Raw genomic sequence first — 19,845 nt, forward strand, 5'->3', positions numbered from 1 at the left:
TGATTGAAATTCGGGAAATGGATAGGCGGCGGATTGGGGTGGGCTTTTGGTGGCCCTATAGGCGCTATATTGGGTTTTGCTTTAGGCTCTGTTGTTGACAGCATTGATGGTTCAACTCCCCAACCTACCCATGCAACACAGCAGGGTGATTTTGTGGTCAGTATGCTCGTTCTCACTGCCGCTGTAATGAAAGCCGATGGTAAAGTTCTGAAAAACGAACTCGATTATGTGAAGCGTACATTCCTGAACCAGTTCTCCCCTGAACAAACCCGGGAATATATGTTGCTGTTAAGGGATATACTGAAACAGGAAATCTCCGTTTATGATGTTTGCAGGCAGATTGATGCCTATATGGATTATTCTTCAAAACTTCAGTTATTGCATTATCTTTTCGGAATTTCCCTGGTAGATAATGTAACCCATGCTACCGAAATAAAAGTTATTGAAGCCATTGCTAATAACATTGGTATTACAGAAGCAGATTACCTATCCATTAAAGCAATGTTTGTCAAAGAGGTGGACAGCGCTTACAAGATACTGGAAATTGACCCTTCTGTTAGCGATGAAGATTTGAAAAAAGCATACCGGAGAATGGCTCTTAAATATCATCCCGATAAAGTAAGTCATCTGGGCTATGAAATGCAAAAAACTGCCAACGAAAAGTTTCAGAATGTTAATGCTGCTTATGAGGAAATAAAAAAACAGCGTGGCATAAACTAAGTATTACAGACGCGATTTGTTCACGGCTTTTTTCCATTCATTGTAAAGAAATTCCCTCTTAAATTTATCAATTTCAGGCTTAAATATCCGGTCCGTTTCTTTTAAAAGGCTGAGTTGATTTTTATCCCAGTAATCAATAGCAACTCCGGCAAGGAAAGCAGCTCCAAGTGCTGTAGACTCAATGCTGACGGGCCTTACGACAGTAACATCAAGTATGTCCGCCTGAAACTGCAAAAGGAAATTATTTGCTGCAGCGCCTCCGTCAACATTCATTATTTTTAGGTCTTCTATACCGGAATCTATTTGCATGGCATTTACAACATCTTTGGTTTGAAAAGCCATAGCCTCAAGCCCTGCGCGGATGATATGTTTTTTTTCTGACGACAGAGTAAGCCCTGTAATAATACCCCGGGCATCCATGTCCCAGTATGGTGCGCCCAATCCTGCAAATGCGGGAACAAAATATACTCCATGGTTGTTTTCTGCTTCCAAAGCAATTTTTTCCGTTTCGGCTGCCGCTGAAATGATGCCCAGATTGTCGCGCATCCATTTTATTACGGCACCTGCAATAAAAACACTACCTTCCAGAGCATAAGAAATTTTCCCATCTATGCCCCATGCAATGGTGGAAAGCAAACCCTGTTTCGACCTTACAGGTTTTTCTCCGGAATTCATCAATAGGAAGCAGCCCGTGCCATAGGTATTTTTTATCATTCCCTTTTCTAAACAATTTTGTCCAAACAAAGCTGCCTGCTGGTCTCCTGCAATGCCTGACAAGGGTATGGAAATGCCATCAAAAACTGTTGCATCGGTGTGACCATATAGTTTTGATGAATCAACAACTTCGGGAAGCATACATTCAGGGATGCCGAAAAGTTCGCAAAGTTTTTTGTCCCAACAGAGGCTTTTGATATTAAACAGCATGGTTCGCGAAGCATTTGAATAATCTGTTATATGAAGTTTTTCCCCACTTAACTTCCATGCGAGATATGTATCTATTGTGCCGAAAAGCAAATCTCCATTTTTTGCTTTTTCCTTTACACCACTTATATTATTTAATATCCAATGCAATTTAGTAGCTGAAAAATATGAGTCAATAACCAGTCCTGTATTTTCTTGGATATAATCAGTCCATCCTTCTTCACGTAATTTCTTACATACTTCTGAAGTTCGCTTATCTTGCCATATTATCGCATTACAAACTGGCTTACCTGTCTTTTTATTCCATACAACAGTAGTTTCTCGCTGGTTTGTGATTCCTATGGCGGCAATATCTGAAGAAGCAACATTCAGGGAATTCATGACATCCCTGGCAGCCTGCCATTGATTTTGCCATATTTCTTCGGCATTTTGTTCAACCCAACCGGGAAAAGGAAAAATTTGCTTTGTCTCTATTTGGCTTATTCCTGCAATTTTAGCCTGTTTATCAAATAATACCGCTCTAGAACTTGTAGTCCCCTGGTCGAGTGATAAAATATATTTTTTTTTCATTTCACAAAACAATTTATAAAATACTCTGGTTAATTTTCTTGTTTCAGAGGTTTAAATCCTTCGCCGAGAATTTCATTAGCATTTAAAACTGTTAAAAAAGCATATGGGTCCACTTTGTGAACATAATCTTTCAACTGCGCAAGTTCCTTACGGCTGACAACGGTAAAGATAATTTGTTTTTCTGTACCTCTGAACATGCCCTTACCTTGAATCAATGTACCACCGCGGTCAAGATCATTGATAATAACCTCCCTTATCTCATCATATTTATCTGAAATTATAAATAAAGTTTTTTCATAGCTTAAGCCTTGAATCACAGTATCAATAACTTTTCCGGTAATAAATATTATCAGCCAGGAATACAAAGGTATTTTCCAGTCACGAAAAGCTACAAGTCCCAATAAAACGATAACTGAGTCAACATAAATAAGTAATTGCCCTACAGGCAAGCGGGTATATTTTGTGAAAATCATAGCAATAATATCTGAACCACCTGAAGTAGCTTTTGAACGAAACATGATACCGATGCCAATGCCAACCAAAACACCACCAAATAATGCCGAAAGCAAGGGGTCATTTTCCACCAGCGGGTTGTCGCCCTGAAAATAGGTGAGCAGTAAAATAAATTGTGAAACCGCAACAAAACCCACCACGGTTTTTATACCGAATTTTGGTCCCAGTATTTTTGTTCCTATGATAGTCAAAGGTATATCTAAAGCCAAACCTACTAACCCTATTGGCAATCCTTCAGGAACAATGGCAAATAATCCTTTGGTAACATAATGAACTACAATGGCAATACCGTAAACACCGCCCGGGACAAATTTGTATGGAGAAATAAAATAAACAAAACCTACCGACATTATAAATGCTCCCAGCAGGATCATAAAGTATTCAAAAAACCATTTGCGGGTAAATTTTTTTTCGAGATGCTTGATTTTAATTGACATGATAAATACGATTTGAGTTTTTAAAATTTTTAAGGCGACAAAATTACTAAAATGCTACAGCAACAAAATAATATTGTCAAGACAGCTATTTCTCAGGAGAAAACAGTTGAAAGCAGCATGTTATTGTTGAAGCATTTTAAGGTAGGCTGGGTCCGCTTCAACTCCCGAACTGACTGCTTTTTGTGCATTTGCAAGTGCTTTTGATTTTTCTCCAAGCGCATTCCATGAATAAGAACGGGACAGATAATAAATTCCTTGAGGGTCAATGCTTATAGCTTTATCAAAATCCTCAAGTGATTCTTTGAATTTTTTCATGCGCTGCTTGTCAATACCGATATTATTGTATATGCTTGCATCATTAGGCTTTAGTTTAAGATATTTTTGGTAATCTGCAATGGCTTCCTCAAAACGCCCGAGCATTTCGTATGTCAATGCACGGTTTGAATATGTATTTGAAACACGAGGATCTAATTCTATAGATTTATCAAAATTTTTCAGGGCTTCTTCATAATGTCCTGAGCGCGCCAACGCAGAACCTCGATTCGACCAAGTCTCGGCATTTTTAGGGTTAAATTGTAACGCTTTGTTGAAATCCAGTATCGCCAGACTGTCTTTATTGGTGAAAAAATATAAAGCCCCGCGGTTGTGAAATGCTAAGGCATAGGTTGAGTCTGTTCTGATGGCATTATTATAATCTGCCAGGGCTTTGTCATATTCTTTTCGCTGACGGTATTCATAGCCCCTGTTAACCCACATAAGAGGTACAGCATATTTTTCAACTACATCGGAAGTGATACTGATGGTGTTTTTCCATACTTTGTTACGGCTGTATGTCAGGTATGATGTTGCCAGGAAAAATACCAGAAAAACAGAAGTAACAATTACCGGTTTTATAAACTTTTTCTCGATAAGCAGATGAGCACCCCATGCCACAATGAAAAATATTCCTATACTGGCAAGGTAAACATAACGGTCGGCCATAACAGTAGGCCTCACGGCAACAACCTGCAAGGCAAGTGAAAAGATAATATTCAATAGAAAAAACAATCCCCCGAAAATAACATATTTGTTTTTCTTTTTTATCGTCAGGGAATATAGCACTATAAGTATCATTATGGCGAAGGCAAACAATAAATACAAGAACCTGTTGTCTTTAAGAGAAAAATACGGATAATACAGCGATAGTTTAAATGGAACAAACAATTTAACAATATACATGCACAAAGCATAACAGGCATAGATAATTCTGTCGGTAATACTAAACGATGTGGTTATGATAATGTCTTTGTTGGATTTTGTAGCCGCCATGGTGACCAGTCCGAAAGCCAGCGAGATGATAAAAAATGGAAGTTTCTCCAAAAGTACTTTGCGGCTGAAAAGTTTTCTGCCGAAATAAATATCAATGGCTACTATGGCCAGAGACAACGAAACTGCCTGTTCTTTACAAAAGCATGAAATAAAAAAAAGGATGACCGAAAAAAAATAGTACTTGGTTTTTTTTGTCTTTATGTATTTGATATAGACAATTAATGAAGAAAGAAAAAAGATACTGTACAGGCAGGTTTTGTAAACGGCCGCCAGCCAGGCAACAGATTCTACCTGCAGGGTCGCGATCCCGAATAATGCGGCTGTTACAATAGCTATGCGGAAATTACTACACAATGCCCATATAAGTTTGAATACAAGTAGGGTTGTAATAAGATGCAGAAAAACGGCAACAAGGTTGTATAAAAAAGGATTGAAATCCGATATAGCATGAATTAGTCCATAAATCACCGTAGGTATCGGAGAATACTGTGCCTCATAAAAGTTACTGAAAATAACAGGCAGATTTGAAAGGCTGAAATTAGCGATAAATGGATTTTTTGTAATGTATAAGTCATCATCGTAATTAATGAAGTCTTTGTTTAGTGCAGGCAGGTAGGCAATAAAAATCAGAACTAACATTAAGAATAAAAACAGCAGTTGATTTCTGCCGATTTCCACATTTTGTTTTTTATGAGTATCAGGTCTATTTTTTTGCCTGTTATTCTGAATCTTTTTTTTATTTTTATTATTCATGCATTTATTTCATTTTGCATGACAAACATAAATAAAAAAATCAGGAAAATTTACCAACCCTGATAGGTAGAAATATTATTTTGTGTAAGCTCTTGATTTTTTAGGCCATTTTTTATTATTGTTCCTTAGTTTGTTTGAGTTTGGAGTATTCTTTTCAGGCTTTCTGAAATGTCTCCTTTGCTGAGGGTTGACTTTCACCGGATGAAACACGGCCATAGGATAAGGATGTCCTTCAACAGCCTGAATTTTTTTTCCTATAAGTTTTTCAATATTACGTAAATATGCTTTTTCATCAGCGTCACATAATGAATAAGCGGTGCCTTCTGAGCCAGCTCTTGCAGTTCGGCCGATGCGGTGGACATAGGTTTCGGCCATATTTGATATTTCAAAATTGATAACACACTCCATGTCCTGTATGTCGATGCCCCGGGAGGCAATATCTGTTGCCACCAGTACACGTGTGGTCTGTGCTTTAAAATTTTTTAATGCGTTCTGTCGTGCCAGCTGGCTTTTGTTGCTGTGGATGGCTTCGGCTGTTATTTTATTTCTTTCCAGTATCTTTGCTACTTTGTCGGCGCTGTGTTTTGTCCGTGTGAATACCAGGGCTGTCCTGATATTTTTATTTTTCAGCAAATCAAGTAATAGCGCATTTTTGTTTGGTTTGTCAACAAAATATACAAATTGTTTGACCGTCTCAACCGTAGAAGCAGATGGTGTAACTTCTATCTTAAAGGGTTTCGATAATATTGAACTGGAGAGTTTGATAATTTCTGGCGGCATGGTGGCCGAGAAAAAAAGAGATTGCCTCTTTGGCGGCAGCGCCGCGATTATTTTTCTTACATCCGGCAAAAAACCCATGTCAAGCATGCGGTCTGCTTCGTCAAGCACAAAAATTTCCACCCTGTGCAGAGAAACATAACCCTGTCCCATAAGGTCAAGGAGTCTTCCGGGGGTTGCCACCAGGATATCCGCACCCTGTCGCAATGCAATGGTCTGGGATTTTTGGTTTACGCCACCATATATTACAGTGCTGGTTAGTCCGGTAAACCGCCCGTAAGCCCGGATACTTTCGTTTATTTGTATGGCAAGTTCACGGGTAGGTGTTACAATCAGACTCCTGATATTTTTTTTTCTGTCGTTGCTTTTTGAATCAAGCAAAAGTTGAAGTATCGGAATAGCAAATGCTGCGGTTTTCCCGGTGCCTGTCTGAGCACAGCCCAGCAAATCGTTGCCGCGAAGCACCACAGGAATAGCTTCCTGTTGTATTGGTGTGGGTATGGTGTACCCTTCTTGTTTTATTGACCTTAATATAGGTTCAATAATGTTTAATGATTGAAATAACATAAATTTAATAAAGTGTACTATTTTTTCGAACCAAAACCTGTCTGTCGTAGGGAGGGAAATGTCCTGAAGTGAATTTTTTGCAAAGATACTGCTATTTTTCGGATTTGTTGATATTTACGGTTTTATTGGTTTTTTTTAAAATATTGACTGGATAAAATATCCTAAAAAAAAGTCCCGAAGTTTTCCGGGACTTTTTAAGAATAAAATAAATGCTACTTCACCTTTGTAGCTAATTCACTACCGGCTTTAAATTTAACAACATTCTTCGCTTTAATCTGAATAGGTTTCCCTGTAGCAGGATTATGGCCTTTTCTGGCTTTTCTTTTGAATACAGAAAATGATCCAAACCCTACTAAAGCTACTTTACCGCCCTTTTTAAGGGTTGTTGCCGTAACTTTCATCAAAGCATCTAATGCTTTTTTTGAATCGACTTTGGTCAATTTACTTTCTTTTGCAATAGCGTTAATTAATTCTGCTTTGTTCATGGCTGTAATTTTAATTAAACATTTAAATAGGATATTTCTGTAAAATTAATAATTAAATATTTAATTTAACAAGATTTTAAATTAAATTTTAAATTATTTTTTTTTCAATTTGTAATTTTACAAAACAAAAGTTATTGTATGCATAAAGAATTTCATTTACTCAGGCAAAATCTCGATGGGGAATTACTTACCGATGGCCCCTCGCTTACAATATATGCTACGGATGCCTCTCTTTATTTCGACCTTCCTCTTGCTGTTGCAATTCCCAAAAATGAAAACGATTTGGTCAAAATTATTGCTTTCGCTTCAAAGCATTGCATACCCATTACTCCAAGGGCAGCCGGTACTTCTCTTGCCGGGCAAGCGACAGGCAGCGGGATTATTGTGGATATATCAAAACATTTCAGGAAAATTATTAAACTTAATACCAGCGAGTGTTATGTAATTGTTCAACCCGGCGTGGTTCGTGATGAACTTAATAAATTTCTGGAGCCTTACGGACTGATGTTTTGCCCTGAGACATCCACATCGAGCCGTTGTATGATAGGAGGCATGGTAGGAAACAATTCCTGTGGCGAACATTCTCTGATATATGGCAGCACACGTGACCACATAATTTCAGCAACATGTTTGCTAAGTGACGGAAGTAAAGTTGAATTCGGGCCTAGAGATAAAAAACAGCTTGAAGAAAAATGCACAGGTGATTCGCTCGAAAACCGCATATACCGAAAATTAAAAGAAATACTGGAAACTCCTCAGTATGCTGAAGCCATTCAAACTTCATATCCCGAGCCAGCTATAAAACGGCGCAATACGGGTTATGCCCTCGATGTATTGCTCCACACCGAAATATTTGATGATGGCAGTAATGAAATATTCAATGTGGCCAAACTTATATGCGGCTCGGAAGGCACCCTGGCATTCATAACAGAAGTCAAATTAAACCTTGTTAAAATACCTACACAGGAAACAGCATTTGTTTGTGCACATTTCAATACTCTTGAACAATCATTAGAAGCCAATCTTGTGATTCTAGAACATCAACCAACAGCTGTGGAGTTAATTGACAAAAACATTGTTGTGCTGACAAAAAATAATTTGAGTCAAAAACAAAACCGTTTCTTCATCGAAGGTGAACCCGAAGCTATTCTTATAATTGAATTGGCACATGATAATGAAAAAGATTTGATACGAAAAATAAATGAAGTTATTGATGATTTAAAAAGAAATGGCATGGGATATCATTATCCTGTTATCACAGGAGATGATATGACAAAAGTTCGCAACCTCCGTAAAGCCGGTCTTGGAGTGCTTGCAAATGTAACTTCGGAACTTAAGCCCCATAGTTTTGTGGAAGATACCGCTGTAGCCCCAGAAAGATTACCATCTTACATAGCTGAATTGAAAGCTATGTTAAATAGCTATGGTATTAGTTGTGCTTTTTACGGGCACATCTCTACCGGGGAACTGCATTTCAAACCTGTTCTGAACCTTCGCACTAGGGAAGGAATTGAATTGCTGAAAACCATTGCTTACGAAACTGCCTTACTTGTAAAAAAATATCGCGGTTCTTTAAGTGGAGAACATGGTGATGGACGCCTTCGTGCAGAATTTATCCCAATGGTTTTAGGTGAAACAGTCTATCAATGCCTTAAAGACGTTAAGAATGTTTTCGACCCTCAGCATATTTTTAACCGTAACAAAATAATTGAAGCTCCATGTATAACAAATAACCTTCGGGAACAAAGGCTGGCAGATGAATCACAAATAAAAACATTTTTTGATTTTTCAGAAAGCAATGGCTTTTTGCGCACATTGGAACGATGCAGTGGTTCGGCAGATTGCAGAAAAAGCCATAATATCGGCGGACTGATGTGCCCGTCATATATGGTAAGCTGGGATGAGAAAAATACAACAAGAGCCAGAGTCAATCTTTTACGGGAGATGCTTACAAATAAAAAAACCAAGAAGCCTTTCGCTAAAAAAGAATTATATGATATTTTAGATCTTTGCCTGATGTGCAAAGGCTGTAAAACAGAATGCCCTTCGGGTATTGATATGGCCCGCTACAAATCTGAATTCCTCCAGCATTATTATGACAAGCACCATATACCCCTGCGTACGCAAATATTAGCTAATATCAGAAAATTAAACAAAATTGGGGCTTTGCTGCCTGTCGTATATAATTTCATTATAAAAAACAAGCTGACATCCATTTTGGTAAAAAAATTAATTGGCTTTGCACCTCAAAGAAGCATTCCTTTACTTGGCAAAACGACACTTAAGAAATGGGCAGGCAAATACCTAGCCCAAAATAATGGTTCAGGGAAAAGTGTTTACTTTTTTGCAGACGAATTCACAAATTACACGGATGTGGAGACTGGCAAAATAGCCGTCATGCTGCTCGTCAGACTTGGATACAATGTAAAAATAGCACCAATATCTGATAGTGGCAGGTCGTATTTTTCAAAAGGGTTGTTGCATAAAGCAAAAAAAATTGCGAATAAAAATATTGAGAAACTTACAGATTTAATTAAGCCTGAATCACCCATGATAGGAATAGAACCTTCGGCTGTTTTAAGTTTCCGGGATGAATACCCTGATATTGTGAATAGTATTTTACAGAAAGAAACTATTAAAATCGGGCAAAACATTTTAACAATTGAAGAATTTATTAGTAACGAATTTGATGGTGGCAATTTTGATAAAAGATTATTTACCAAAGACAAATTATTCATAAAATTGCATGGCCATTGCCACCAGAAATCCATTTCAACAGTATTGCCTTCAAAGCGAATGTTGGAAATACCTGAAAATTACCATGTTGAAGAAATTCCATCAGGTTGCTGTGGTATGGCAGGTTCCTTCGGATATGAAAAAGAACATTATGAATTCTCAATAAAAATTGGAGAGATGATTTTATTTCCATCAATAAAATCAAGTAATTCAGAAACTGTTATCTCTGCACCCGGTTACAGTTGCCGTCAACAAATAAGTGACGGTACTGGCAGAAGAGCATTACACCCGGTTGAAGTGCTTTTTTTATCGTTGGTCAGATAAAAATAATTTTTTTTTGACAAAATATTAACCATTTTTGCTAATTACATAGATTCAACCCATAACCTATCGCTCTTGTCATTAGTTCATTATATTCCTGATGACAAATCTGGGTCAAAACAAATTTTCCAATAAGATTTTATTAACGTCTTCGGCAGATGTTGTTCCATCAATAATTCTTTTCCCATGGAATCAATATTTTTACCTGCAAGCTCTGCTGCCCATCCTCCATATGATGTAACACATATAACTGTTTTATTTTTTTGCCAGGCGAAGGCAAGTTCCTATAAAGTACCTGCACTACCACCGGCAGTAATGATAATATCTGCAGAATTAATTATAATAATATTCCGGGTAATTCCCATTCCTGTTGGAATGCTAATATCAATATAAGGGTTTGTATAAACATCTTCTTCGCCAGGAAGTATACCAACGGTTTGTCCTGAAAAGTTTCTTTAGAAATTTAACTCCTTTACAAACGGCTTCCATAAAGCCTCCAAGGCCCCCGCAGATAAAAACTTTGTTTTTTGCAGCAATCTGTCTGCATAACCGAATGCCTAAATCATATAATTCATTTGAGCAACCCGATTGGCTGGGGCCGATAATACCTATCTTCATAAAAAGAAATCTATATGTTTTGCAAATAAAAACGAAAACCAAAATTCACAAACCTGCCCTGCAGAAGTTGTTCAGACTTGTTCCTTAAACCAGAGTTCCAAACTAATTCTTTTTCAATGGCACAGGGAGCACTCCTGCCATTTCGCCGATAACATTGATCAACTCAGAATTAGAAGGTACAACGATCTTTGCATTGTTTTGAAGTGAATTTTCTAAAGTTTCAAGTTTGCGTAACAATTGGGCATTCCCTGTAAAATATTTGTCGGCGGCTTCGTTCACTAGTTTAATAGCTTCGGCTTCGCCTTCAGCATGCAGAATTTTCGCCTGTTTAACCCCTTCAGCTTCCTTGATTTTCGAACGTTTAACCCCGTCTGCTGTTGTTTCTGCTGCAGTGGCAAAGTCAATAGCAGCAATTTTCTCGTTTTCGGCTTTTACAACTTTGTTCATGGTTTCCTGAACATCTTTTGGGGGATCGATTTGTTTCAGTTCAGTACGGACAATATCAATTCCCCAGCTTTTCGTTTCTTCACAAAGCGTTTTATGTAATTCAGAATTAATTTTTCCTCTTTCGCTGTTGGCCGATTTAAGTGTAAGAGTTCCGATAATATTCCTGAGTGTTGTACGTGCAAGGTTCACAATTTGCCATTGATAACGGTTCACATTATACTGTGAATTTTTTACGCTCAGTTCATCATCCTTTACCCTGAAATATACCTGGGCATCAACGGTGGCATTCAGGTTGTCGTTGGTAATGATTTCCTGAGGCTCAGCATCTACCATTGTTTCGGTGATGTTTACCCTGTACATTTTTTCAACGATAGGTATAATCCAGTGAAAACCCGCACCTGCAAACCGGTTATATTTTCCAAAACGTTCAATTAATCCACGGTGTGTGGGCCTTACAATCCGTATCCCCCAGAAGAATAGAATCACAACTGCAATAATGATATAAACCCAATACATAAATCCTCCTTTTTTTGTTATTTGTAATTAATGCCTAAAAGTACTAAAACTTTTGTATAAAATAAAAAATTTTTAATTTAAAAAAAAATGTTTAGCAGGCAATCCATCTTGTTAATAATCAGTGCTATACAATTTTTACGTAAGAGGTTAACAATTCTTTACAAGCACACAGAGCTAATCTTTATCTAAAAATCCTAATTTTGCGTTCAAATTAAAGCAATATTTATGAAAAAAATCATTTATTTTTTTACAATTTGCCTGAGTTTTTGTACCTTTATACCTGAAAACATTTTAGCACAATGTCCAGGTTGTATAATAAATACCGGATGCACCTCTAATCCCCCCAAGCCTACTATTTGTCCGGAAACACTTCCTGATGGCTATACCATGCAGTCTTACGATCAGGATTTGTCATTTTATCTTCCTCATGAATTTGTTGATGATGGCACCGGATATGATGTTACACTGAATCAACTTGACATACTTAGTGTTGCCGGATTGCCTTTTGGATTAAGTTTTGAAACAAGCGCATCGCCAAACAACATTTATTATATCACAAGCAATCCTACCACAGAACATGGTTGCGGAAAAATTTGCGGAACCCCGATTATGCCTGGGAACTACAGCATAACCGTTTCTGTTCTTGCACACGTTACCGTATTTGGAATTGGTCAAACCTCCCCTTCTTCTTTTATTATCCCAATTACAATTTTACCATCCCCTGCATCTAATAACGGGTTTTCTATTTCAAACCCATTTGGCTGCGCACCACTGGAAACAACTTATACAACCAACAGACCAAGCAACGGAAATCCGAATTATTCATACAACTGGGATTTTGGCAACGATACTCAAAGTACTGAAGAAAATCCTCCTGCATTAAATTATACCACACCAGGAAATTATATCGTTACATTACATACGACTATTGATACTCTTCCTTATTATCTTCAAAGCCTTACCATTAATTCTTCCAGTTGTGATGATGCTATATGGAGCGACCCTGACTATTTCTTTAATTTAAAACAAGGCTCAACGACCATATACTCGGCTCCATACATTGATAATACTGAAGCACCTGTTACTTTTTCTTTTTCACCAATAGAATTAAATAATGCAACTTATACTATCGAAATAAGAGAATATGACGAAGGCATCTTAGGTGCTGATGACGTTTGCGGTGATTATAATTTTCAGGGGCATACTGCAGGCACATTCACGCTTAGTGCAAGCGGCGGTGATGGGAATTCTAACATAACTTTTACAGTAAGCCATCCGGTGTTGAATTTTGATGATGTTGATACGATAAAAGTTTTTCAACCTCCGATCATTGGGGCATATTCTTTTGTGCCTAATGATTCCGTTTGTGATAAAGATTCTATTTTTTTATCGGTTTCCGCTGCATATGGCAGCTCTTATCAGTGGTATAATGATACCAATGTGATAAATGGTGCCACCGAATTATCATACTGGGCAAAAGCAAGCGGTGACTACTGGGTGGAAGTATCCAATGAAAATGGGTGCCGTACTAATTCGAACATGCAGACGCTTACATTTATTCCAAATCCTCCAAAACCTGGAACATGGGTGACAGGGAATACCCTTAACACCAACCTTGCGGGCTATGATATGCAATGGTACTATGAGGACTCGCCTATAAACGGGGCAACCGGCCTGACCTATGATTATACGGCTTCAGGCAATTATTTTGTAATGGCCACCAACTTTTTCGGCTGCGCTACATCGTCGGATACGGTTTACGTTACATATAGCTCAGGGCTTGCAGAAACAAATACCCTGAACGGAATACAACTTATTCCCAACCCTACTACTGGCAAATTTATAGTGAGCTTTGATGCAAATACGGCTGACGATATTCAGATTGTTGTTAGTGATATTACTGGCAGAGTGGTTTATCAAAATATTTATTCCGGCCTTAACGGGCGTTTTTTACAGGAAATTGACCTGAGCATGGTGCAGAAAGGCATTTATATTGTGGAAATTGTTTCAGGAAATTCAAGGACAAATAGTAAACTTATTAAGCAATAGTTTAAATAGGTTTATTTATAATCTCCCTGGCAGGTTTTTTATAAAAAATTCAGGGCTTTTATTGCATTAAAAAGTACGTACATCTCTGCGGCTTCTTTAAAATGATATTTTGTAAGGTTCCTGTCAAAAAACCTGACATGTATTAGTTCAAAACCCGGATTTAAAAAACATGCTAACACACTCTCATTTTCATAAATAAGTTTATCCCCGTCATAACTGAGTGTAGAAACAGTATTCTGCTCCTTTTTTATCAGAACGGTTTTTTTCTCCAGTTTGCTGAGGAAAAATCCTGAATTTGATTGACGGAATTTTTCAATGCTAATAAAGAACCTCGGTTTATCAGCAAACGGTTTTCCTGAAGTAGGACAAAATGTGGTGCAGTTGCCGCATTCGTTGCACAAATCGGCAATATTCAATACCTGATATGACTGGCTGATGTTCATCTCATCATCATCTTCAAAAACAACTTCTTTATTGTTTTTCAACACGGCTTTTTGCAGCAACAACTTTTGAATCAGGGTTGTGTAAGGGAAGATAGCTCTATTCGGGCAAACGGTAACGCAAATATTGCATAGCTCATCACAATGAAGACAGCGTGAGGCTTCAGATACTGCTTCAATTAATGTTAATCCCGGGGCAGGGGCTTGATTGATAGAAATAAAAGGTGGCTTGAAGTTTTTTGAAGGAATGTTTTTGTATTGCCTCCTTGAGCGCATTATCATCAGCTCGGTATAGGAATGTTTTTTTTCGGTTTTTTGAATAAACTGATATTTTTTTATTGCATGATTAATAATTTCCACTGCTGCCAGTCTGCCGTCAGCTATGGCTTTTATCACAGTAGATGCCCCGCGTATGGCATCGCCGCCAATAAAAATGTTCTCATACTGGGTTTTATAACTATTATCTGAAAAACGCACAGGTTTTTCTTCAAGAAACTCAACCTCAATCTCCTGCCCCAACGCCGAAATTAACGTTTCAAACTCCATAACAAAGTCCGAATTTTCAACTTTCACGGGTTTGGCTCTCCCCGACGAATCAATTTCTCCGGGTTGCATTTTAACGCACGATAAACCCACCATTTTATTTCCCTTTGACAGTATCTGTTCCGGAAGAACATTTTCAACAATTTCAATTTTCTCTGCCAGAGCAGCTTTTATCTCTTCCTCATCGGCAGGCATGTCCTTTATGGTCCTTCTGTATATGATGGCAACTTTCCCTTTTTCACCAACTATCCTTTTGGCTGTGCGGGCTACATCAAAAGCAGTATTTCCGCCTCCAACAACTGCTACTTTATTTCCATGAATAAGGGGTTTACCCTTTTTTACTGCCGATAGAAAATCAAGGGGATCTAAAACGCCTTTTGCTTCAATATCTTTCAGCGAAAGAGACTTGGCTTTTTGAGCACCAACAGCAATAAAAATAAAATTGTTTTTTTTACGTATTTGTTCAAAGGTACTTTTATCAACTTTTGAATTGAATATAATATGAACTCCTATGGATTTTATTCTTTCAATATCCTTGTTGATGGCTTCCTGCGTTATACGAAAAGCCGGAATAGCATCACCTACCATGCCACCTGCAAAAGCTTTTGTTTCATATATGGTAACCTGAAACCCTTCCAAAGCGAGGTAATAACTACATGAGAGCCCTGACGGCCCTGCTCCTATAACGGCAACTTTCAAATTGTTAGCTTTCTTTTTTGTTATAGTTATTTTTGATTGTTGTTCGGTTATAAATCTTTTAATCTCACGTATCATCAGCGGGTCGTCATAGTTGATACGGGTACATTTGCCTTGGCATTCATGATCGCAAACCAAGCCACATATGGCAGGCAGCGGGTTTGTTTTAATAATCGTTTGAAGAGCCTTATCGAATCTTTGCATGGCAGAATATTGCATATACAAAGGGATGTCCTGATGAGTAGGGCATGTATGAATACATGGGGCGTTTATGCAATCAAAATAACTCAGTTTTCTGCTTGTCTTTATATTTGGTTCCCCTATAATTTCTTTGCTGTATTTTTTATCAGCAATTACTTCTTCCGCATAAACATTGAGGTTTGTCAGATTTTCAGATATATCCTTACTTATTGATTCCTTTTTAATGTTTTGTGCGTATTGAAATAAGCGCCCGTAACCTCCTGGCTTCAAAATATCAGAGCAAACAGTAATGGGAAAAATTCCGCAAGAAAGTATTTTATTGATGTTGAAACAATCGGCACCTCCCGAAAAAGAAATATGCAAACAGCCATTGAATTCATTCTGTAGCTTTTTTGCTAAATGGATAGCTAGAGGATGTAACCCCTTACCGCTCATATACATCATTTTTTCCCCGTCACTGAAGACATTTCTGTGGTTAGAGCATTCAAGGGTATTTGTAAGTTTTACCCCAAAGAATACTTTATTTTTTTGTGCTTTTTCGCTCAATGATTTGATAATTTTAACAGCATTGGTGTATTTCAGGTCATGTTCAAAAGCAATATCAGGAATTACAGTTTTATATCCGTGCTGTATGTTTAATATTCTGCGGGCTTTGTCAGGGCCAAGCAATGTCGGGTTCAGTTTTATAAAAGTGTGCAGTTTTTTTTCTTCAATAAGATAACTCCCAATTTTTTCAATTTCTTCCCGCGGACATCCATGCATGGTTGATAAAGTGATATTATTTGAAATCATATCGGGTATTTTTATTTCCGATATTTCCGGATATAATTCATAGATTTCATTTATAATCGCTTCTTTTCTGTCCGAGCAATCGTTCATCTTTTCGAGATACCATTGTACGTTTTTTTTAAGAATTCCCTCCATATTGTAGCCAACACTCATATTAAATATAGTCCCGGGATTTGCGCCATACCCTAATTTATTCGATAACAGGTGAATAAATATCCAGGCCTTAAGATATTCGATATAAGATTGCTCGATCTTAAGTTCTTGCGACCATTCGCAGTTATAACCTTCGTCCTGCATATCAATACAAGGTTTGGAAATGTCAAGTTCATCTATGGTTTGTATGGTTTTCAGTTCTATGTACCTTGCGCCACAAAGCCAGGCAGCTATAATATTTTGAGCCATTTGAGTATGAGGCCCCGCAGCAACACCATAAGGGGTGTCAATATAATTTTGAAAAATTTCTGTTCTTAAACTCTGATTTTGACTTGGATTAAAAAATAAATTACGTGGAATTCCCAAAAGGGTTTCCTCCGAAAAATCCGAAAATATTAATTTGTATAACCTCTTGGAATCGAAAGGGGAGAATTTATCGCTCATACAATGATTTTAATGTTAACAAATTTAATTATTATTGTCTTATCTTTCAGGAAAGTTATACTTGAAAAATAAGATGGAAAAGAATTACAGAAATAAATGGGCAGTCATAGTACTGGCAGCAGGCTCTTCCAAACGTATGGGGTATGACAAAGCCTTGTTAAAATTTGACAAATATCAAACTTTCATAGAAAAAATTATTGCTGAGTATCTTGTAGCGGGATGTAGAAATATCATTATTGTGGCAAACGAAAACAATAATTTGCTGATAAACAGAGCTTTACAAAAAATGAACATTAAAGGTTTGCAAATAATTGTTAACTTACATCCTGAATATGAACGCTTTTATTCCATTAAACTTGCAGCTAAAGTATTTACCGGGGAATTCTGTTTTATCCAGGATTGCGACCGTCCTTTTATAAATTCATTGTTAATTATGAAAATGATTGGCTGTGATTTTAACGGGGATTACCTTATCCCTTTACATAAAGGCCAAAAAGGGCATCCTGTGCTTCTAAAAAAAACAATTACAGGGCAAATGATTAAATCAAAAGAAAATTGTAATCATTTAAAAAAATTTCTTGAAACATTTAGTGAGAATACTGTTGAAACAGGAAGTGATGCTGTAATAAAAAACATCAATAACCCGAAAGAATACAAAGAATTTGTTATTAATACTACGAATACTCAAAAAACAAAATCTTTGCTATAAGCTGAAAAAACATATAGAATATAATTGCTTGTCTTAACAAACAACATTGGCTTCCTAAAAACATCTTAATATGACTATCAGTGTCCATTTTTTATAGATTCATAATTTTTAATCAAGAAAAAATTTAATAAAAACCAGTTTTATTTGTTTATCAGAGTTTTAATATTGTTGTTAAAATTTTTTAAAAAAAAATATTTAATATTTGCATACAAAGAAATTATTTTATATATTTATGCAAAATTTTGAAATATGGAACATGAAAATAAGCCGGTAATATTGTTTCCTTATGATTTTACATCAGTTTCAGTCAACGCAAAAGATTTTTTAATTGAGTTGGCCCGTTTATTTAAATATTCTATTAAAATATTAAACATTTTTGATGAAGGTACAAAGGAATATTTAAGGACATCACATCTTTCCAAAACAAATCTGGAAGATAAAATAAGATTTCTGGCGCAGGAATTACACGAAAAACAAGGAATAGAGACTAGTTATTTGTTAAAAAATGTGCCTATTAAACGTATCAGGCATATTTCGGAAAAAGAGCATGTTTCATTTATGTTAATGGGGGTTAATAAACCCAAGAAAGTATCATCCGGAGTTATGAAGGTTATCACTACATCTCCGGTTCCTGTATTTGTTGTTCAATCAGATATAAAATACAAGACCTATAAAAAAATATTTTTCCCTTTAGATGATACTGATGGTAGCAGGCAAAAAGCAACATGGGCTGTCAGGTTTGCAAAAATGACGGATGCAACTATTTATATTTACACCATTAGCCCTGCTACATTGAGAAACAAAGAACGGGAATACAGACAATATCGTGTTATTGAAATGTGTGAAAGGTACTTTGTTAAGAATCGGATAAAATTTGTTACAGAAACTTCACAGGGCAGTTATAAAGATTATACTGATGAAGCACTTAAATACGCAGAAAGTATTGAATCCGACTTGTTTATTGTTATGATAAGGCCTCCTAAAATATCAAAGCCTATAAGTGAAATTGATTTTAAGCTTATTTTTAATCCTCAGAAAACCCCAATATTATGTGTTAACCAGCGTGACCTTTTTTTAGGCGGCGGTATTGCATAATCATTTCTTTTATATTGAAAAGCTGCATAAATAGTTGATAATTCAATAATTATTTATAGATTTGCTTTTTTATCCAAAAAACTATAATTATGAATAAACTTGCTGTCGTAGCTTTCGGCGGAAATGCTTTGCTTCGAGGTGAGCAAAAAGGCACCATACACGAACAGGAACAGAATGCAAGGGAAACCTGCAACAATCTGATTGAGCTGATAAAGAATAAATATGACATTGTTATCACTCATGGTAACGGACCTCAAGTCGGGAATATATTATTACAGAATATTGCAGGAGCTCGCTTGTTTGGCATACCCGAAATGCCTTTGGATATTTGTGGTGCATATTCACAGGGTTTTATTGGTTATGTTATTGAACAACAACTTCGAAATCTTTTAGAAGAAAAAGGATTAAATAAAGATGTTATTACCATTGTTACTCAGGTATTGGTTGACAAAAATGATCCGGCTTTTAACAACCCCACAAAACCTGTTGGCCCTTTTTATACCAAGGAAGAAGCCGACAAAATGGCCGACGAAAGCAAATCCGTTTTTGCCCAGGATCCCCGTGGCAGAGGATGGAGAAAAGTGGTGGCTTCGCCTGTGCCGCTTCAGATTGGGAATCGTAATACCATCGAAAATATTGCCCGTAACGGACAAATAGTCATTGCTGTTGGCGGAGGTGGCATTCCCGTTTATTATAAAAAACCCAACTTTCTTGAAGGCATTGATGCTGTTATTGATAAAGACCTCGCGTCTTCACTGCTTGCATTGCAAATACACGCCGATGAATTTTTTATCCTTACCGATGTGCCTAAAGTTTGTATCAACTTTCACAAGCCCGGTGAAAAAAAACTGGATGTGATAACAGTGGAAGAGGCAAAACAATACCTTGCCGAAGGCCATTTTGCCGAGGGGAGCATGGCTCCTAAAATAAGAGCAGCTATCAATTTCACCGAAAATGGGAAAGGTGAAGCCATAATTACCGAAGCTTCTCAACTCTCCAATTTAGATTGCGGAACCAAAATTGTTAAATCAAAATAG

15 protein-coding genes are annotated in these 19,845 nt (G+C 36.9%); 7 read left to right on the plus strand and 8 right to left on the minus strand.

Annotated elements, in window-relative coordinates; translation table 11 throughout:
- Nucleotides 1-3: 3 nt before the first annotated feature.
- Nucleotides 4-720, plus strand: coding sequence for a TerB family tellurite resistance protein (locus M0R16_01410; protein ID MCK9611543.1), 717 nt, complete (start codon nt 4-6; stop codon nt 718-720).
- A 3-nt stretch (nt 721-723) separates the two neighbouring features.
- Here the strand turns inward: M0R16_01410 and glpK are convergent, their stop codons facing one another.
- The 5 genes from glpK to M0R16_01435 all read right to left on the minus strand — a co-directional run bounded on the left by glpK (nt 724) and on the right by M0R16_01435 (nt 7,051).
- Nucleotides 724-2,211 carry a glycerol kinase GlpK gene (glpK, locus tag M0R16_01415; protein ID MCK9611544.1) on the minus strand — a complete coding sequence of 496 codons (1,488 nt, stop codon included), beginning with the start codon at nt 2,209-2,211 and terminating at the stop codon, nt 724-726.
- 29 nt (nt 2,212-2,240) lie between these two features.
- The gene (locus tag M0R16_01420) at nt 2,241-3,161 is read right to left on the minus strand and encodes a YitT family protein (protein ID MCK9611545.1); all 921 of its coding nucleotides are present in this window, start codon (nt 3,159-3,161) and stop codon (nt 2,241-2,243) included.
- A gap of 120 nt (nt 3,162-3,281) precedes the next feature.
- Nucleotides 3,282-5,222 (minus strand): tetratricopeptide repeat protein, encoded by a 1,941-nt coding sequence (locus M0R16_01425; protein ID MCK9611546.1) that lies wholly within the window; start codon nt 5,220-5,222, stop codon nt 3,282-3,284.
- 75 nt (nt 5,223-5,297) lie between these two features.
- On the minus strand, nt 5,298-6,566 hold the full coding sequence (locus M0R16_01430) for a DEAD/DEAH box helicase (GenBank protein MCK9611547.1): 1,269 nt from the start codon (nt 6,564-6,566) through the stop codon (nt 5,298-5,300).
- A 212-nt stretch (nt 6,567-6,778) separates the two neighbouring features.
- On the minus strand, nt 6,779-7,051 hold the full coding sequence (locus M0R16_01435; protein ID MCK9611548.1) for an HU family DNA-binding protein: 273 nt from the start codon (nt 7,049-7,051) through the stop codon (nt 6,779-6,781).
- 138 nt (nt 7,052-7,189) lie between these two features.
- Between M0R16_01435 and M0R16_01440 the strand changes: the two genes are divergently transcribed.
- Together M0R16_01440 and M0R16_01445 are read left to right on the plus strand one after the other, a co-directional pair.
- A complete protein-coding gene (locus M0R16_01440) occupies nt 7,190-10,111 on the plus strand; it encodes an FAD-binding protein (protein MCK9611549.1) in 2,922 nt (973 codons plus the stop codon).
- A gap of 183 nt (nt 10,112-10,294) precedes the next feature.
- On the plus strand, nt 10,295-10,501 hold the full coding sequence (locus M0R16_01445) for a hypothetical protein (GenBank protein MCK9611550.1): 207 nt from the start codon (nt 10,295-10,297) through the stop codon (nt 10,499-10,501).
- Here M0R16_01445 and M0R16_01450 read toward each other — a convergent pair.
- Nucleotides 10,493-10,726: a hypothetical protein gene (locus tag M0R16_01450; protein MCK9611551.1), complete on the minus strand. Its 234-nt coding sequence runs from the start codon at nt 10,724-10,726 to the stop codon at nt 10,493-10,495. The two genes, M0R16_01445 and M0R16_01450, sit on opposite strands and share 9 nt — an antisense overlap.
- 102 nt (nt 10,727-10,828) lie before the next feature.
- Nucleotides 10,829-11,689 (minus strand): SPFH/Band 7/PHB domain protein, encoded by an 861-nt coding sequence (locus tag M0R16_01455; GenBank protein ID MCK9611552.1) that lies wholly within the window; start codon nt 11,687-11,689, stop codon nt 10,829-10,831.
- Nucleotides 11,690-11,914: 225 nt separating this feature from the next.
- Between M0R16_01455 and M0R16_01460 the strand changes: the two genes are divergently transcribed.
- A complete protein-coding gene (locus tag M0R16_01460; protein MCK9611553.1) occupies nt 11,915-13,738 on the plus strand; it encodes a T9SS type A sorting domain-containing protein in 1,824 nt (607 codons plus the stop codon).
- Between the two features lie 38 nt (nt 13,739-13,776).
- Here the strand turns inward: M0R16_01460 and ygfK are convergent, their stop codons facing one another.
- A complete protein-coding gene (gene ygfK, locus M0R16_01465) occupies nt 13,777-17,004 on the minus strand; it encodes a putative selenate reductase subunit YgfK (GenBank protein ID MCK9611554.1) in 3,228 nt (1,075 codons plus the stop codon).
- Between the two features lie 73 nt (nt 17,005-17,077).
- On the opposite strand from ygfK, the gene M0R16_01470 reads away from it, so the two are divergent.
- The 3 genes from M0R16_01470 (at nt 17,078) to arcC (ending at nt 19,845) form a co-directional block, all read left to right on the plus strand.
- Nucleotides 17,078-17,713: an NTP transferase domain-containing protein gene (locus tag M0R16_01470; GenBank protein ID MCK9611555.1), complete on the plus strand. Its 636-nt coding sequence runs from the start codon at nt 17,078-17,080 to the stop codon at nt 17,711-17,713.
- Between the two features lie 249 nt (nt 17,714-17,962).
- Nucleotides 17,963-18,808 (plus strand): universal stress protein, encoded by an 846-nt coding sequence (locus M0R16_01475; protein ID MCK9611556.1) that lies wholly within the window; start codon nt 17,963-17,965, stop codon nt 18,806-18,808.
- A gap of 89 nt (nt 18,809-18,897) precedes the next feature.
- Nucleotides 18,898-19,845: a carbamate kinase gene (gene arcC / locus M0R16_01480; protein MCK9611557.1), complete on the plus strand. Its 948-nt coding sequence runs from the start codon at nt 18,898-18,900 to the stop codon at nt 19,843-19,845.

The organism is Bacteroidales bacterium, assembly GCA_023228145.1.
GTDB lineage: Bacteria > Bacteroidota > Bacteroidia > Bacteroidales > CAIWKO01 > CAIWKO01.

Bases quoted from the DNA above. Each gene is read 5' to 3' on its own strand.
- M0R16_01425 (MCK9611546.1), bottom strand. From the start codon at position 5,222: ATGAATAATAAAAATAAAAAAAAGATTCAGAATAACAGGCAAAAAAAT.
- M0R16_01445 (MCK9611550.1), top strand. From the start codon at position 10,295: ATGGAATCAATATTTTTACCTGCAAGCTCTGCTGCCCATCCTCCATAT.
- M0R16_01435 (MCK9611548.1), bottom strand. From the start codon at position 7,051: ATGAACAAAGCAGAATTAATTAACGCTATTGCAAAAGAAAGTAAATTG.
- M0R16_01420 (MCK9611545.1), bottom strand. From the start codon at position 3,161: ATGTCAATTAAAATCAAGCATCTCGAAAAAAAATTTACCCGCAAATGG.
- M0R16_01450 (MCK9611551.1), bottom strand. From the start codon at position 10,726: ATGAAGATAGGTATTATCGGCCCCAGCCAATCGGGTTGCTCAAATGAA.
- M0R16_01440 (MCK9611549.1), top strand. From the start codon at position 7,190: ATGCATAAAGAATTTCATTTACTCAGGCAAAATCTCGATGGGGAATTA.
- M0R16_01460 (MCK9611553.1), top strand. From the start codon at position 11,915: ATGAAAAAAATCATTTATTTTTTTACAATTTGCCTGAGTTTTTGTACC.
- M0R16_01475 (MCK9611556.1), top strand. From the start codon at position 17,963: ATGGAACATGAAAATAAGCCGGTAATATTGTTTCCTTATGATTTTACA.
- M0R16_01430 (MCK9611547.1), bottom strand. From the start codon at position 6,566: ATGTTATTTCAATCATTAAACATTATTGAACCTATATTAAGGTCAATA.
- M0R16_01470 (MCK9611555.1), top strand. From the start codon at position 17,078: ATGGAAAAGAATTACAGAAATAAATGGGCAGTCATAGTACTGGCAGCA.
- ygfK (MCK9611554.1), bottom strand. From the start codon at position 17,004: ATGAGCGATAAATTCTCCCCTTTCGATTCCAAGAGGTTATACAAATTA.
- arcC (MCK9611557.1), top strand. From the start codon at position 18,898: ATGAATAAACTTGCTGTCGTAGCTTTCGGCGGAAATGCTTTGCTTCGA.
- M0R16_01455 (MCK9611552.1), bottom strand. From the start codon at position 11,689: ATGTATTGGGTTTATATCATTATTGCAGTTGTGATTCTATTCTTCTGG.
- glpK (MCK9611544.1), bottom strand. From the start codon at position 2,211: ATGAAAAAAAAATATATTTTATCACTCGACCAGGGGACTACAAGTTCT.